At 45.4% G+C, this 14904-nt stretch carries 13 protein-coding genes; all 13 read left to right on the top strand.

What is annotated here, in order from left to right:
• The first annotated feature begins 256 nt into the window (after positions 1-256).
• On the top strand, positions 257-910 hold the full coding sequence (locus VSQ61_RS03005) for a response regulator transcription factor (protein WP_334342945.1): 654 nt from the start codon (positions 257-259) through the stop codon (positions 908-910).
• A gap of 5 nt (positions 911-915) precedes the next feature.
• The gene (locus VSQ61_RS03000) at positions 916-2367 is read left to right on the top strand and encodes a sensor histidine kinase (protein WP_334342944.1); all 1452 of its coding nucleotides are present in this window, start codon (positions 916-918) and stop codon (positions 2365-2367) included.
• A 78-nt stretch (positions 2368-2445) separates the two neighbouring features.
• On the top strand, positions 2446-3330 hold the full coding sequence (locus VSQ61_RS02995; RefSeq protein WP_334342943.1) for a hypothetical protein: 885 nt from the start codon (positions 2446-2448) through the stop codon (positions 3328-3330).
• A 68-nt stretch (positions 3331-3398) separates the two neighbouring features.
• Positions 3399-4262, top strand: coding sequence for a M15 family metallopeptidase (locus tag VSQ61_RS02990; RefSeq protein WP_334342942.1), 864 nt, complete (start codon positions 3399-3401; stop codon positions 4260-4262).
• Between the two features lie 57 nt (positions 4263-4319).
• A complete protein-coding gene (locus VSQ61_RS02985) occupies positions 4320-5120 on the top strand; it encodes an N-acetylmuramoyl-L-alanine amidase family protein (RefSeq protein ID WP_334342941.1) in 801 nt (266 codons plus the stop codon).
• A 142-nt stretch (positions 5121-5262) separates the two neighbouring features.
• A complete protein-coding gene (locus VSQ61_RS02980) occupies positions 5263-5913 on the top strand; it encodes an epoxyqueuosine reductase QueH (protein WP_334342940.1) in 651 nt (216 codons plus the stop codon).
• Between the two features lie 182 nt (positions 5914-6095).
• Positions 6096-7124 carry a LacI family DNA-binding transcriptional regulator gene (locus tag VSQ61_RS02975; protein WP_334342939.1) on the top strand — a complete coding sequence of 343 codons (1029 nt, stop codon included), beginning with the start codon at positions 6096-6098 and terminating at the stop codon, positions 7122-7124.
• A gap of 343 nt (positions 7125-7467) precedes the next feature.
• Positions 7468-8946 carry a sugar ABC transporter ATP-binding protein gene (locus VSQ61_RS02970; protein ID WP_334342938.1) on the top strand — a complete coding sequence of 493 codons (1479 nt, stop codon included), beginning with the start codon at positions 7468-7470 and terminating at the stop codon, positions 8944-8946.
• Positions 8943-9929 carry an ABC transporter permease gene (locus VSQ61_RS02965; protein WP_334342937.1) on the top strand — a complete coding sequence of 329 codons (987 nt, stop codon included), beginning with the start codon at positions 8943-8945 and terminating at the stop codon, positions 9927-9929. The genes VSQ61_RS02970 and VSQ61_RS02965 overlap by 4 nt, the downstream gene beginning before the upstream one ends.
• An 18-nt stretch (positions 9930-9947) precedes the next feature.
• Positions 9948-10973 (top strand): substrate-binding domain-containing protein, encoded by a 1026-nt coding sequence (locus tag VSQ61_RS02960; RefSeq protein WP_334342936.1) that lies wholly within the window; start codon positions 9948-9950, stop codon positions 10971-10973.
• A 53-nt stretch (positions 10974-11026) separates the two neighbouring features.
• A complete protein-coding gene (locus VSQ61_RS02955; RefSeq protein ID WP_334342935.1) occupies positions 11027-12472 on the top strand; it encodes a M81 family metallopeptidase in 1446 nt (481 codons plus the stop codon).
• On the top strand, positions 12469-14553 hold the full coding sequence (locus VSQ61_RS02950; protein ID WP_334342933.1) for a glycoside hydrolase family 20 zincin-like fold domain-containing protein: 2085 nt from the start codon (positions 12469-12471) through the stop codon (positions 14551-14553). The genes VSQ61_RS02955 and VSQ61_RS02950 overlap by 4 nt, the downstream gene beginning before the upstream one ends.
• Positions 14550-14873 (top strand): L-rhamnose mutarotase, encoded by a 324-nt coding sequence (locus VSQ61_RS02945; protein WP_334342932.1) that lies wholly within the window; start codon positions 14550-14552, stop codon positions 14871-14873. The genes VSQ61_RS02950 and VSQ61_RS02945 overlap by 4 nt, the downstream gene beginning before the upstream one ends.
• Positions 14874-14904 lie beyond the last annotated feature (31 nt).

Here is a 14904-nt window from a genome sequence, read left to right as displayed (position 1 = left end):
AGCCGGATGTTTAATTTGAAAATTAGAGACAATTTTGATGCAATTATGATACACTAATGATGTAAATTTTTCATGGAAGGTTAAGAATAAACCGGTACAACGGCAAGTCAAACTGCCAATAACATCTTGCTTGTTGTACGATTATAGATTTCCGAGTGACAGCATGGAGAGCGTTTTTTGGTAGAATCACAGTTATGCATATGGATGTGACAAACTTACTGAAAAGAACGCTTAAGTAAGAAAAAGAGGGAAAAATATGATACAGATTTTAGTAGTTGAGGACGAGAAACCAATATCCAATCTCATAGCCGTCAATTTAAGAAAAGCAGGCTATTCCTGCCACTGCGTCTTTGACGGCATGGCGGCCGCAGACGCCCTGGACAAAAGCAGATACGATCTGATCCTCCTGGACGTTATGCTTCCCAAGGTAGACGGTTATGAATTGATGAATTATATTGCGCCTTTGGAGATTCCCGTGATTTTTCTCACGGCTAAGGCTTCTGTCACAGATCGGGTAAAGGGCCTTAAGCTGGGAGCGGATGATTATCTCACAAAGCCCTTTGAGATCATTGAGCTTTTGGCACGGGTGGAGACGGTGCTTCGCCGTTATCACAAGACGGAAAATATCTTAACGGTCCATGATTTGGTGATTGATACAGCCTCCCGAATCGTAAAGCGAAATGGGGATCCCATTAATCTTACAAAAAAAGAGTATGAGCTTCTGCTTCTTTTTGTGCGGAACAAAAATGTTGCCCTCTACCGGGAGACTATTTACGAGCGGATCTGGGGCGGAGAATATATGGGCGACAGCCGCACGGTGGATCTCCACGTACAGCGGATGCGCAAAAAAATAGGCTGGGAGGATAAGATCGTCACGGTCTACAAGGTCGGATACAGGCTGGAGGGATAGGCAGGATGAAATTTTCCTGGAAAATGTGTTTTTCAACCATTATGCTGAGCCTTTTCATCTTTAGCATCGGCGGATACGTTCTGATATCCGCCTTATTTCAGTCTACCTACGAACGGGAGATTGCCAATGCGGGGGAAGAGAATCGGATGCTGCAGTATTCCTTTGTGGCATACTGGAGCGCTGCCATACAGGATATGAATTTAAACCGGGAAAATGTGCGGCAGGTGGCAGATGCCATGGTAGAGGGAATGGCCGGAAGTGAGCTGCGGATACGAATATCCGATGGCACAGGACAGATTTTTTATGATAATGCAAAGGCAGATCCGGATAATGGACTTTTGGAGACGATTACAAAGACCAGCCGGGGACATATGCTGCGAAAGACGGAGGATGGCTACGAGCTTCAGACTGCAAGCATGGTCTGTTTAGGAGAGGATCAGTTTTTGTATCTGGAAAGTATTCGAGAGGTGACGGAGCTTTTTGAGGAGAGAGAATCCCAGTATCATATTTACCGGCAGTGGCTTACGGGGCTTTTGATTGTGCAGAGCATTCTCTGCTATCTGATGGCGTCCTGGCTTCTGCGCCCGCTACGTAGGCTTAGCAGAGCTGCAAAAAGAATGGCAGGAGGCAACTTAAGTGCCAGGGCCCGGATGGAAAGCCGGGATGAGATAGGAGATTTGGCGGCAGACTTTAATCATATGGCGGACAATCTGGAGCAGCAGTTTCAGGAGCTTGAGGATGCGGCCAGACGGCAGGAGGACTTTATCGGGAGCTTTGCCCATGAGCTAAAGACGCCGCTTACCTCCATGATTGGCTATGCGGACATGCTTCGGTCTACGGAGGTAACTCGGGAAGAGCAGTTTGAGGCGGCCAATTATATATTTAAAGAGGGAAAGCGTCTGGAATCCCTTTCTTTCAAGCTTTTGGATCTGATGGTCGTAAAAAATCAGGAGCTGGAATTAAAACCCGTAAAGATCCGCTGGCTGGCGGAGGATATTAAGGGAATGCTTAAGCCCTCCTTAAAAAAAGCCGGGATTGTGCTGAAAGTAATTGTGGAGGACGCCCTCCTGATGCTGGAGCCGGACTTGATGAAGACGGTGCTTCTCAATCTTCTGGACAATGGGCGCAAGGCCATGGACGGAGAAGGAATACTATACCTGCTGGGGCGAAAGGAAGAGGATGGCTATGCCGTCTACGTGCGGGATACGGGGAAAGGCATGCCGGAAGAAGAGCTGTCACGGATTACGGAGGCGTTCTATATGGTAGACAAATCCAGATCCAGGCAGCAGGGAGGCGCAGGACTTGGCCTGGCCATCTGCCTGGAGATTGTAAAAAGGCATGGAGGAACGATGACATTTAAGAGCATTCAGGGAAAAGGAACCATGGTGCGTATTTTCTTGGACGGTAAAGTCACAAAGGCGTACGAGAGGAACTTTCATGAGAGCCCTTTTGAATGAAAGTTTCTCTCATTAAGGGTGTGCCGAAGTGACTTTACCCTTTAGTGCCATTGCGCAGCAATTTTGATAGGAGGACATATGAAAAATTATATTATTGCAGGATTTCTTCTCCTTTTTCTGTCTGCGGCAAGCCTCTTTCTGCCATCTTACGTAATGGAATGGCAGGATGAGCAGCGGACGGAGAAAAGCCAGGTGGAGGAGGTACAGGAGGTTGTACTAAAGGAGCAGGTTTCCATGACCCTGTCAGAAAAGCTGAAGCTTAGGGAACAGGAGGCCGTGAATGCCCTCAATTTGGTAAACGGTAAAAATTATAATCAGGATACAATCGATGAGCAGGTGCGAAAAGAGATAGGGATTCTGGCGGAGCAGGGGCTTTTGCTTGATTTTGATATGGAGCCATTGAAGGTATCAGAGGCTGTCATATACTTTTATGTGGATATGGAGGATAGTGAACGTTCTATTATGATGTGGGAGGTTTCTGCGGAAACGTTAAAATATCATTTGGTTCTTACTATGGATGATGAAACGGGAAAGATTCTAAGCTTTTCACAGTATGGCTATGATTGGGACGGAGTCTTTGGAGAAGCAGTTGAACAATATGATGCCCAGTCAAGCAGTATATCCATTTCGAAGAGCTCATCGGATTCGTATATAGGAACAGAGGAACTGCAGGAAATGGCAGAACGCTGGGGAGATTATTTGGGATGTGAAGTGACAGAGAGCCATATAACCTGGCTGGGGGAAAGATTTGTATCGGACACGGAAGAATTTGCAATGAGGGTGGAAAATATGATAGTTAAGGGATACACCAGAGAAGAAGCAGAGATGAAAGTAGCCAGTGAATATGGACTTGACATCTCAGAAAGGCTGCTCTATGCAGGTTTGGAGGATGAAAGCGGGCAGATAGGGTATGCTTTGTGGCCGGGAAAATATTTATTTCGCATAGAGCCTATATTGGAGTAAAATATTTTTTAAATTGATGCTTTTTTGATGCAACCCACCTCTATGATAAAAATCAAGAGGTGATGAATATGCGTAGATACAGAGAATATGAGCAGGAAAACAGGGGAGCAAGAAAAAGAAGACGGAAGCAGGCCATGCAGCGGAAAATCTTAGGCTTCTGTGTCTTTACCTTTTTACTGGGAGTATTGTGCGGAAAAATTGTATTTGCCAAAAGCCCGAAAGAAGAATCGGAAAAGATGACGGCTGAATATACAGAAAATACTAAGGAATTGTCAGAACAAAATTCAGACAGCCCTGTTTCCGATGGAATCGCCGGGAATCTGCTGACAGCAGGAGAAGCGGCCGGCGAGGACAGGGATGAAGCCTGGAAGCTGACACTGGTGAATAAATGGAATCCCATGGAAAACGGCTACAAGCCTGCGGTTGCGGAGATTGAGAACAACTATTATTTTGATGCAAGGGCGGTTGGCTATCTTCAGGAAATGCTGGCGGACGGCCGGAGGGCAGGACTTGACTTTTGGGTCTGCTCGGCATATCGTACCATTGAGAAGCAGACACAGCTTTTTGAAGATAAAGTGCGTCGGGTGACGGCGGAAACAGGACTTACGGGAAAGGCGGCCGAAGAAAAGGCAGGCACGGAGGTGGCTTATCCGGGAACCAGTGAGCACAATCTTGGACTGGCTGTGGATATTGTGGCAAGGGATTATCAGATTCTGGATGAAAAGCAGGCCCGGACAGAGGAAGCCCAGTGGCTTAAGGAGAATTGCTGGAAATACGGCTTCATTCTCCGCTATCCTACCGATAAGACAGAAGAGACGGGAATTATTTTTGAGCCCTGGCATTACCGGTATGTAGGTGAAAAAGCCGCAAAGGAGATTATGGAGCAGGGCATCTGCCTGGAGGAATATCTGAATCGGGTACAGGCTGATTGACGGAGCAGTTTTATGATTTTATGAAACCGAAAGACAGGATTACGGTAAGTTCAGGCAATGACAGACAGAAAAAAACGTATTAGAAGAAAACGCAGGAAAAAAGAAATTAAAAAAATAAAGCGTATGGTGATTGCCTATTCCGTAAGGGCCCTGGCAGTTATGGGTCTGGCGCTTATGGTGATACTGATGATATGCGGCTGTCTGTATATCTATGAGCATGTGTTTCAAAAGAGGAATGTGCAGGAGGCAAATGCCTATTATGGAGCCCTGGCCCATGTGGAGGGAAAGGACAAAGAAACTCTCAGCAGGGCGGAGGCAAGATATACGCTGGTCCTGGATGCAGGACACGGCGGCAATGACGGGGGAACGGAGGAAGGATCTGCCGTAGAAAAGGAGATTAATCTTGCTGTTGCATTGAAAATGAAAGAGCTGCTGGAGGGTGAGGATATTCGTGTTATTCTTACAAGAGATACGGATATTTACGTAGGACTTGACGAGAGAGTCCAACTGGCCAATAAGGAAAATGCGGATTTGTTCGTAAGCCTTCATTGCAACTATTATGATAAAGACAGCTCTGTTTGCGGATTGGAGTGCTATTACCCCAAGGACTCGGAGAGAGGAAAGTATTATGGGGAGAAGCTTATTAGGGAAATGGCGGAACGAAAGAATATCACACCAAGAAATGCAAAACCGGGCAATTATCACATTTTGAGAAATGCGCAGGTTCCGGCGGTATTGGTGGAGATGGGGTATCTTTCCAACTATGGGGAGCGAAAGGAACTGATGTCCGGCGAGTATCAGGAAAAGCTTGCCATAGAGCTTGTAAATGGGATCTTAAAGGGATTTCAGGGTATTTGAGATACATTTCATTTGGGAATTTTCATCGTAAACCCGCATGCACCCCATTGGCGCACCACCATAATTGAAAGTCGGCAGTGGTGCATGGTGCATCCCTGAACTTAGTTTTCTGCTGCGCAGAAAAGGATCTTTCAACGTAAATATGAGACAAGGATGTGTGAGTGCTGTGAATCAGAGAAATTATCAGAGGGAATTGAATCAGACTATAGAGCGGCTTGTAAAAGAGGGGCAGGTGCCCCGGCTTTTACTGCATAGCTGCTGTGCTCCCTGCAGCAGCTATGTGCTGGAATATCTTTCGGAGTATTTTTCTATTACGGTGTTTTATTATAATCCGAATATATTTCCGGCTGAGGAGTATGAAAAACGGGTGAAAGAACAGGAAGCGCTTATCTCCAGGCTGCCGGCAAAGCACAGGATTTCCTTTTTGGAGGGGCCCTATGAGCAGGAGCGGTTTTATGAGACGGCGAAGGGGCTGGAGCTTGAACCGGAAGGCGGGGAGAGGTGCTTCCGATGTTATCACCTGCGGCTTTTGGAGGCGGTCCAGATGGCAAGGGCCGGGGAGTTTGATTATTTTACTACGACTCTTTCTATCAGTCCGTTGAAGGATGCGGGGAAGCTGAATGAGATTGGGGAGAGGCTGGCGAGAGAATATGGTGTTGCATATTTGAACAGTGATTTTAAGAAGCGGGATGGGTATAAGAGATCCATAGAGCTGTCGAAGGAGTATGGGCTTTATCGGCAGGATTACTGCGGGTGTGTGTATTCCCTTCAGGAGAGAAAGAGAGGGGCGTGATACATGGAGGTGCTATGTTATGGAGCGTTTTGAAAGCAAATTTCAGGGCAAAATATACAATAAATATGATTGAATTTCGGTAAAAATAGATAAAATAACGAGAAAATCAAAAAAGTAATTGACATATATGGGAAGAATGATTATAATAAAATCTGTAAACGTTTACAGAATGGAGCAGATAAATGGGCACGATGGGAACAAGCACGTTGAAAGATATTGCAGAAAAGCTGAATCTGTCAGTGGCAACGGTTTCAAGGGCAATTAATAATAAAGAATATGTCAAGGAGGAGACACGGGAAAGAGTTCTTCAGGCTCTCAAGGAATACAATTATGTGCCAAATGAGATTGCCCGTTCTCTAAAGCTTCAATCCAGTAAAACAGTTGCAGTCATTGTACCAGACATATGCGAAACCTTTTTTGGTAAGATTATTAAAGGAATTGAGCGGACTATCGCACATAGAGAATACAGCATCATTGTGGCTGATACGGATGAGAAAAAGGAGAATGAGAAAAGATATCTGGATATGTTTTTTCAGAAACGGATCGATGCTCTGGTATTTGCAACCGTGGATCTGTCCGGAGATTATGTGAAGAATTATTTTTCGTCCTATCCGATAGTTTTTATTGATAATATTCCTGAGCTTAAGGATGTGGATTGCGTAGCCATTGATAATGTAAAAGCCAGCCATATGGCTGTGGAATATCTGATTGAAAGAGGGCATAAAGAGATAGCGGTTATTATAGGCTCTGTGAAAGAAACCACCGGATATGCCAGAAGAGAAGGGTATCTGAATACGCTGAAGCGGCATCATATACCGGTAGATTCGGATTTGATCCAGTATGGGAACTATAAGGAGGATTCCGGATTTCAGTGCATGGAGACTCTGATTAAACAAAGGGAGGAACATCCTTTCAGCGCAGTTTATGTAACCTGTGAAATGATGACCTTTGGAGCAATCAAAGCCATATATGCCAGCGGGCTTCGGATTCCGGAAGATATTTCTTTGGTGGGCTTTGATATTCAGGATAAGGCGAAGCTGATATTTCCGACGATTACAACCGTACGTCAGCCGGAGAGTGTGATTGGGCGGAAGGTAGGAGAGCTCCTTCTAAAACGTTTGGATGAGAAGGACTTGGAGAAAAGAAATTCAGAGAAGATATTGCTGGATCCCTATATGGAAGAGGGAGAAAGCGTAAAAAGAATAAATTAAGAAAAAAGTCCGGCTAAGAAATATCAAGTGTTTATCAGAAATATTTTCTGCCGGATGGTAAGGTCACAAAGGTGCACGAGAGGAACTTTCAAGAGTGCACTTTTGAATGAAAGTTTATCTCACTATGTGTGTGCCCAAGTGACTTTACTCTTTCATGCCGCCTGGCAGCAACTTAAAATCGTAGTAGGAGGAATAAGATGATAGTGAGAAAAGATTTCAAAAAAGAAGCATTTTAAATTTATGTTTTTTTACCTGTTTCTGTAAACGTTTACAGAAACAGGTAAAAAGAAAAGCTGGAATCTCAGGAAAGAGGTGAAATGATTTGCAGGAATATTTACTCAAAATGGAAGGAATATGTAAGGCATTTCCGGGTGTTAAAGCTTTGGATGAGGCAGGTATCCTTGTAAAAAAGGGTGAAGTTCATGCCCTGATGGGAGAAAACGGTGCGGGAAAGTCAACATTGATGAAGATACTGAACGGATTGCTGCAGCCAGATAAAGGTGAAATATGGCTGGAGGGGGAGCAAATTAAGATTGAGAATCCGGCAGCCGCACTGAAAAAGGGCATCGCAATGATTTACCAGGAGCTGAATCCCATTCGGGATATGACGGTTGCGGAAAACATTTTTATTGGCAGAGAATTTGTAAAAGGAATTTTTGTAAATAAAAAGAAGTCCAGGGAGGAGGCAAAGAAACTCCTTGAACGGTTCGGACTTGCGATAGATCCGGGTGCTATGATGCGTTCTCTTTCCATTGCACAAATGCAGATGATAGAGATTATGAAAGCCATTTCATCAGGCGCAAAGCTGATTGTCATGGATGAGCCTACCTCTTCTCTCACGGATGAAGAGATTAAGGTGCTTTTTCAGAAGATAGAGGAGCTGAAGAAGGAACAGGTTTCCGTTATCTACATTTCTCATCGCCTGGAAGAAACCTTTACCATTGCAGACACAGTGACCGTTATGCGTGACGGCAGATACATTGATACCAAAAAGGTAGAGGAGCTTAATAAGAATACCCTCATTCATATGATGGTAGGGCGGGAGCTTTCCAATATGTATCCCAAGGAAGCAGTGGAAATCGGAGAGACGGTTTTGGAGGTGAAAGGCTTAAGCGGCGGGAGGTTTCAGGATGTTTCATTTGAAGTCCGAAAAGGAGAGATCCTTGGATTCTATGGCTTGGTGGGAGCGGGGCGCAGTGAGGTGTTCCGCAGAATCTTCGGCATGGATTCCGGCAGCGGCGGGGAAATTCGCCTGGAGGGAAAGGCGCTTTCTATCAGCCGTCCATACCACGCAATACAAGCCGGGATTGTTATGGTGACAGAGGATAGAAAAGAGGACGGCCTGGTTTTGTGCAGATCCATTCAGGAAAACATTGCTCTGCCCAATTTGGAAAAATATAAAAAAGGACCTTTTTTGGATGGTGAGAAGGAGAAGAGGGAGTGCAGGGAGATTGCGGGAAGAATGTCTGTGAAAATGAGCGGCATGCATCAGCTTGCAGGACAGCTTTCCGGCGGAAACCAGCAGAAGGTGGTTCTCTCTAAGTGGCTGATGGAACAGCCCAAGGTTCTCATCCTGGATGAGCCCACCAGAGGAATTGATGTGGGAGCAAAGGCAGAGATTTATACGCTTATGTGTGAATTTGCGAAGCAGGGCCTGGCGATTGTTATGATTTCTTCGGAACTCCCGGAGGTTATGGGCATGAGTGATCGGCTGATTATCATGGGGGAAGGCAAAATCAGGGGAGAGTTTCAGCGTGAGGAATATGCACAGCATGAAATATTGAAGTGTGCTCTGGGAGGAAAGGAGAAGGAAGAAATATGAAAACGGAAGGCAGGATGTTGAAAAAAGAAAATGTAGCATTGTATGTGAGGAATTATGCGTTGGCAGTTATCTTTATCTTTGTCTGTCTGGTATTTGCCATTGCCTCCCCGACGTTTCTGACCATGACCAATATCATAGGCGTTCTGCGTCAGGTATCAGTGAATGGAATTCTGGCAGTAGGGATGATGATGGTAATTATCACAGGGGGAATTGACTTGTCAATAGGTCCCCTGGCTGCCACGGCAGGGGTGGTATCCGCTCTGATTCTTGAAAATAATGAGAATCTGTTGGCTCCGGCTATTCTGGCAGGGATCGTATCTGCAGCTATTGTAAGTATGTGGACGGGAATGCTGGTGGCAAAGATGAGAATAGCGCCCTTTATTGCTTCTCTGTCAACTATGTCCATTGCAAAAGGCGTTGTACTTGTAATTGCGGACGGAGTGCCCCACACAATCAAGGATAAAACTTATACAAATATCGGAAATGGCTTCCTGTGGGATCCGGCTAAGACAGGCGGCTTAAGCATTCCCATTCCCATCGTAATATTTGCGGCTGTTGCCGTCCTGGTTGGGATAGTACTTTATAAAACAAGATATGGCCGTCACATTTATGCGGTCGGAGGAAATGAGCATGCAGCCATTGCATCAGGAGTGAATACGACAAAAGTAAAGTTCTGCACCTATGTATTTAATGGTGTTTTGTGTGGAATTGCAGGCATTGTGCTTGCGGGAAGAATCACATCCGGACAGCCTACGGCGGCTAACGGATATGAGATGGATGCGATTACCGCAGTAATTGTAGGGGGAACAAGCATGACAGGCGGTATAGGCAGAATCAGTGGAACAATTATTGGCGTACTAATAATCGGAGTCCTGAATAATGGACTGGTTCTTATGGGAGTGTCCTCTTATTACCAGCAGATTATCAAAGGCGTCATTATTGCGGCAGCGGTGTTGTTAGATATGAAAACCAAAAAAAATTAGCAAAGGAGAAGGATTATTATGAAGAAGAGATTATTAGGTTTATTGTTGAGCTTAACCCTGGCGGCAGGTATGCTTGCCGGGTGTGGATCTAAGGCCCAGGAGCCGGCAGCACCGGCAGAGAGCGGGCCGGCACAAGAAGAAGCAAAAGAGCCGGCAGAGACACCTGCAGAGGGCAAGGTGTACCGCATTGGGGTATCTACACAGGCATGGAAGTATGAGTTTATTAAGAACATGGTCAATGCACTGAATGCATTGGATGATGAGATGGATAACATTGAACTGATCCTGGTGGACAGTGAAGATTCCGTAGAAAAGCAGTTAAGTGATGTGGATACCATGATTGCCCAAAATGTAGACGGAATTCTCCTGAACTGTTTAAGTCTTGAGGGAAGCTCTGCGGCAGTAGAGGCCTGTAAGAATGCAGGGATCCCGCTGGTAGAGTTTATTTCCTATACGGAAAATGAAGACTATGCCACCTTTGTAGGAACAGACGTAAAATCCTCCGGAATCATGGCGATGGATATGGTAGCAGAGACAATCGGAGAGTCCGGAAAGGTATTTGAGCTTCAGGGAATCGTAGGGCATACGGCACAGATCAACCGTGGAGCCGGAATTGCGGAGGCATTGGAGAAATATCCGGATATTGAGCTTGTTGAGACTCAGAGCGGTGAGTTTGACAAGAACAAATCTATGGAGGTTGTAGATGCATGGCTGGCAAAATATCCCGCAGGTGAGATTGATGCCATTGTAGCACATAACGATCAGATGGCTTTGGGCGCAATGAACGCTTGTAAGGCGGCTAACAGAACGGAGATCAAGATTGTTGGAATTGATGGTGACGGAGAGGCTCTGCAGGCTGTAATAGACGGAGAGATGGCAGGAACTGTTCTGGATTACTGTGAGGAAGAATGCAGACTTGCGGTGGAAGAGATGGTAAGCATTTTGGAAGGCAATGAGCCGAAGAAACAGATTCTTGCGGACTATGTTCCGGTTAGCACGGTAGAGAAGGCGCAGGAATTTATGACCCTGCGCTCCGGCGAATAATTTTTAAGGGAAAAGGACACTCCCATAGAACAAAATAGAAAGGAAAGTGGAAAATGAAAATATTGGAAGGTTCCTTTCAGTGTGAAGCAAATACGTTTTGCAGCCAGCGGGCAGGAATTGAAGACTTTGAGAGGTATGACGGGGAAGCGCTGCTGACTAAGATGGCGGCAACACCTATATTCCGGGAGGCGGGTGCACAGGTAGTACCGCTGCTCTACGCAAGCGCTCTACCAAGCGGAATGGTAACACGGGAAGCGTTTGAATATTATAAAGAGCGTTTTGTGGAAATGATAGAAAGAGAAAAGGATGCAGACGGCATTTACCTGTATCTTCACGGTTCCATGTATGTAGAAGGACTGGGAAGCGGGGAAGAATGGCTGGTAAAAGCAATCCGCCAGGTAACAGGAGAGGGAATTCCCATAGCAATAGCTCTGGATTATCATGCCAATCTGTCAGAGGGGTTTCTTGGGCAGGTAAATGCGGTTCAGGGATTTCGTACCGCTCCTCATACGGATCATGACGATACGGAACGGCGTGCGGCAAGATCACTCCTTGCATGTATCCAAAAGAATGTATGTCCCCATCCGGCAGTATTTCGGATACCATTTCTGGGAGGTGATGCATCAACTACGGACAAAGAGCCTTTTGTGAGTATTACAAAGCGTCTGCAGGAATTAGATGGAGAAGAAGGAATCATTTCCTGTGCGTTTTTCAATGGACAGCCATGGTATGATTCCGCCTATACAGGTAACTGTGCGGTAGTTTCCTGCCTGGATTCAAAGCGTGCACAGAAGGAGGCCATGAGCCTGGCAAAGATGTTCTGGGATGGAAGAGAGAATCTGAAACTGGAGCATGCAATGACAGTTAAGGAAGCAGTCAGGGCTTCCCTGGAACAAAAAGAAGGGCTTCTGTTTGTAACAGATTCCGGTGACAATACTACGGCGGGAGCGGATGGAGAAGGTACGCTTTTGCTTAGGGAATATTTGAAAAAAGATACCAAAGGTGTTTTGGTATGCGGTGTTCTTGCCGCAGATGTGGTAAATGATCTGTTAAAGGAAGAGATAGGTACCATAAAAGAAATTTGTTTATGCAAAGGCTGCCGGGAAAAGCAGAGAATTGAGACAACCTGTCAGGTGATTCTGAAAAAGAAAGGAATCGTTTATGGATGGGCCGGAGATGAGGTAGGAGAAGGAGTTCTGCTGGCGGCGGGGAATACGGATTTGGTGTTAACTAATGCACGTGCGGCATTTACAACTCCGGAGCATTTTGCCAGGATGGGTGTCAGCTTAGAGGATTATCATGTAGTTGTAATTAAAATGGGATATCTTTTCCCAAAACTAAAAACGTTTACGGAAAACTTTATCTTTGCATTAACTCCCGGGGTAAGCAGCAATGACTTTGCGCAATTGGAGTACCAAAGACTGAAGAAAAGGATGTATCCCATTCATATGGATATTACCTGGGAAGAAATTAAAAACCAGCAGGAGGTGAGATTATGAATTTACTTTTACCGGAAGTTAAACAGATGGAATGCAGGGAAGGATATACAAAGACATTTCATGGTTTTTCCTTGTCTGGTGACGCTGCATTTTTGGAAGAAGCACGGGAGATTCTGCCATGGAAGCTTTGGAATTATGAGGAACTGAAAAATGGAAAGGGAAGCATGGAAATAAAGCTTCGGGGGCTTGAACATGCGCCAGGGAAGCCGGAGCCTCTTCCGGAATTATTGGAAACACAGGGTTATGTTTTGGAGATTCAAAGAGAGGAAATTCAGGTGTATGCCGGCACAGTGGAAGGCTTTGCATATGCATTGTCTACATTGAAACAGCTTTTAGAGGAAGAAGACGGATTCCGGCTGCCCCTTACAAGGATCATAGACTGGCCGTCTATTGAGTACAGAAGCCTTTCCACCACATTTGCGTGGTATGCGGGATATGGCCGGTATGGATTTGATATGCAGCTCTGGGGGCTTCCAAAGTGGAAGCAGTTCCTTTGCATCTGTTCTGATTACAAAGTAAACCAGCTTAATCTGTGTTTGTATGGTTATTGGCCGTTTCCCCTAAAGGATTATCCGGAGGCGGAATTTCGGGGAATCCGGATGCGTCTCTGGAACCCGGAAAGTGAGAACTGGGTGGAGGTAGAGTATATGCACCCCAATCTGGCGGAAGAATTTCTTCCGGAACTGATTGCATGGGGGCATAAGCTGGGAATTCGGTTTTATGCATACATTGGTCTTAACAGCTACAGCGGCGGTTATGCCAATGCACATCGGGAAAAACGGATGAAAAAGCCGGCAGACAGTCATTTTATCAATGATTTCGACAGTCTTTGCCTGAGTGATGAGACAACGCTGGAATATCTCAAAAAGAGTATGCGCAATATTGCGGCCCAGGGATTTGACGGAATTGACTTTGAAGAAAGCGAGGAAGCCTATTGGTACTGCGGATGTGAAAAATGTAAGTCTACCTTCTGGAAAGGTGCAAGCACCCCTGAGGAGACCCTGCATGCAGCCAACAGCTTTTTGCTGAAAATTCTTTATCAGGAATTGAAGGAGGCAAATCCCAAGCTTACCATTGGCATTCGGGCCTGGAGACAGCCGCCCCTTGTGCGTTCTGAGGAATTGATTGCAGAGATGAAAGGAAGTGTTCCGGAGGATGTGGTATTGTTCTGGGCGCCTGGCCAATACGTAGAGGATACGGAATTTGATAAATGGATCCAGGCGTTTGGCAGAAAGCGGATTCGGGCGAGAGATACGGAAGCCATTGGTTTTGCCGCAGGTCTGGGAAGGCTCATACGGCCTTGCAGGTGCAATGGACTTCGGACGGAAGAAGAACCGATTACACAGTATATTGAGGAAGACATACGCCAGCATAAAGGATCTGTGGAACGGAATGTGGCTGGAATTAATGGGTATCAGTTTGAATGGTATGGCTTTTTTATGGCATTTTTTGCCCACGCTTATTATAGCTGGGGCGGAAAAAGGGAAACGGATGATTTTTATCATTATGCTCTTGAGGCTGTTTTCGGGGAATTGGCGGAAGATATTTACTTTGTAATGACCCATATGCTTACCATTCATGAAAGCCAGATAAATATTTTTGAGCTGGAGTTTCCTTTTGCAAAAAATAAGGTGGAAAAGAGAGATATTCCGAGAATCCGGGAAGCCATTGAGATCTATCCGGTTTTGATTGAGAAGCTGAATCGCATTATGGAGACGCTGCGGGGGGACAAGCGGCGATCTGCTTTTACACTGCATTTTAAAAAATGGAAAGTATCTGTTGAACGCTGCCGGATAATCTATGATATGGCGCTGGAGTCTTTGAAATATGAAGAGGCTGAGACAAAAGAGGAGAAGCGGCAGCATTTGATGCAGATGTATCTGGACAATGAAAGGGAATTTGCTATTATCCGGGAGAATTATTTTGATGTAAATCCCATTACGGAAACAGGTGTGGCATCTTGTATGATTCCTTATCATGAATTGAAACGGTGTATTTTGAACCGTTTGGATCCGGAGCATAAGCAAGAAGAGCCCATATATCTGGGTGTAGAATCTTTGGGATGGATGTGGTGTGAATGACACGGGTAGGAATTTATTTCAGAGTAAAAGAAGGGCGCAGTGAGGCATATGCCAAAGCCCATGCAAATATCTGGCCCGGGATGCGGGAAGTGCTGAATGAAGCCGGAATTTGCAATTATTCTATTTGGAATCTGGGGGAAATGCTTTTTGCCTATTATGAGGTGGAGGATATGAAGCATATGAATCAGGTTCTTGCATCAAGTGAGATTTATAAAAAATGGCGCATCTATATGGAGGATTTCATTTATATAGAAGATGGCACCGGCCGGAAGGAATGGCCGATGGAAATGGTATTTTTTAATCAGGGGAACAAAGTGTAATTTTATTTTTAAACACAAGGAGAGGAGAAAG

The organism is Candidatus Merdisoma sp. JLR.KK006 (assembly GCF_036941035.1).
In the GTDB taxonomy this organism is placed as follows: domain Bacteria; phylum Bacillota; class Clostridia; order Lachnospirales; family Lachnospiraceae; genus Laedolimicola.
This window is presented reverse-complemented; position numbering and strand designations above follow the sequence as displayed.

Excerpts from the sequence above, each read along its gene's own strand:
- VSQ61_RS03005 (WP_334342945.1), top strand. The coding sequence starts at position 257 with ATGATACAGATTTTAGTAGTTGAGGACGAGAAACCAATATCCAATCTC.
- VSQ61_RS03000 (WP_334342944.1), top strand. The coding sequence starts at position 916 with ATGAAATTTTCCTGGAAAATGTGTTTTTCAACCATTATGCTGAGCCTT.
- VSQ61_RS02995 (WP_334342943.1), top strand. The coding sequence starts at position 2,446 with ATGAAAAATTATATTATTGCAGGATTTCTTCTCCTTTTTCTGTCTGCG.
- VSQ61_RS02990 (WP_334342942.1), top strand. The coding sequence starts at position 3,399 with ATGCGTAGATACAGAGAATATGAGCAGGAAAACAGGGGAGCAAGAAAA.
- VSQ61_RS02985 (WP_334342941.1), top strand. The coding sequence starts at position 4,320 with ATGACAGACAGAAAAAAACGTATTAGAAGAAAACGCAGGAAAAAAGAA.
- VSQ61_RS02980 (WP_334342940.1), top strand. The coding sequence starts at position 5,263 with ATGAGACAAGGATGTGTGAGTGCTGTGAATCAGAGAAATTATCAGAGG.
- VSQ61_RS02975 (WP_334342939.1), top strand. The coding sequence starts at position 6,096 with ATGGGCACGATGGGAACAAGCACGTTGAAAGATATTGCAGAAAAGCTG.
- VSQ61_RS02970 (WP_334342938.1), top strand. The coding sequence starts at position 7,468 with ATGGAAGGAATATGTAAGGCATTTCCGGGTGTTAAAGCTTTGGATGAG.
- VSQ61_RS02965 (WP_334342937.1), top strand. The coding sequence starts at position 8,943 with ATGAAAACGGAAGGCAGGATGTTGAAAAAAGAAAATGTAGCATTGTAT.
- VSQ61_RS02960 (WP_334342936.1), top strand. The coding sequence starts at position 9,948 with ATGAAGAAGAGATTATTAGGTTTATTGTTGAGCTTAACCCTGGCGGCA.
- VSQ61_RS02955 (WP_334342935.1), top strand. The coding sequence starts at position 11,027 with ATGAAAATATTGGAAGGTTCCTTTCAGTGTGAAGCAAATACGTTTTGC.
- VSQ61_RS02950 (WP_334342933.1), top strand. The coding sequence starts at position 12,469 with ATGAATTTACTTTTACCGGAAGTTAAACAGATGGAATGCAGGGAAGGA.
- VSQ61_RS02945 (WP_334342932.1), top strand. The coding sequence starts at position 14,550 with ATGACACGGGTAGGAATTTATTTCAGAGTAAAAGAAGGGCGCAGTGAG.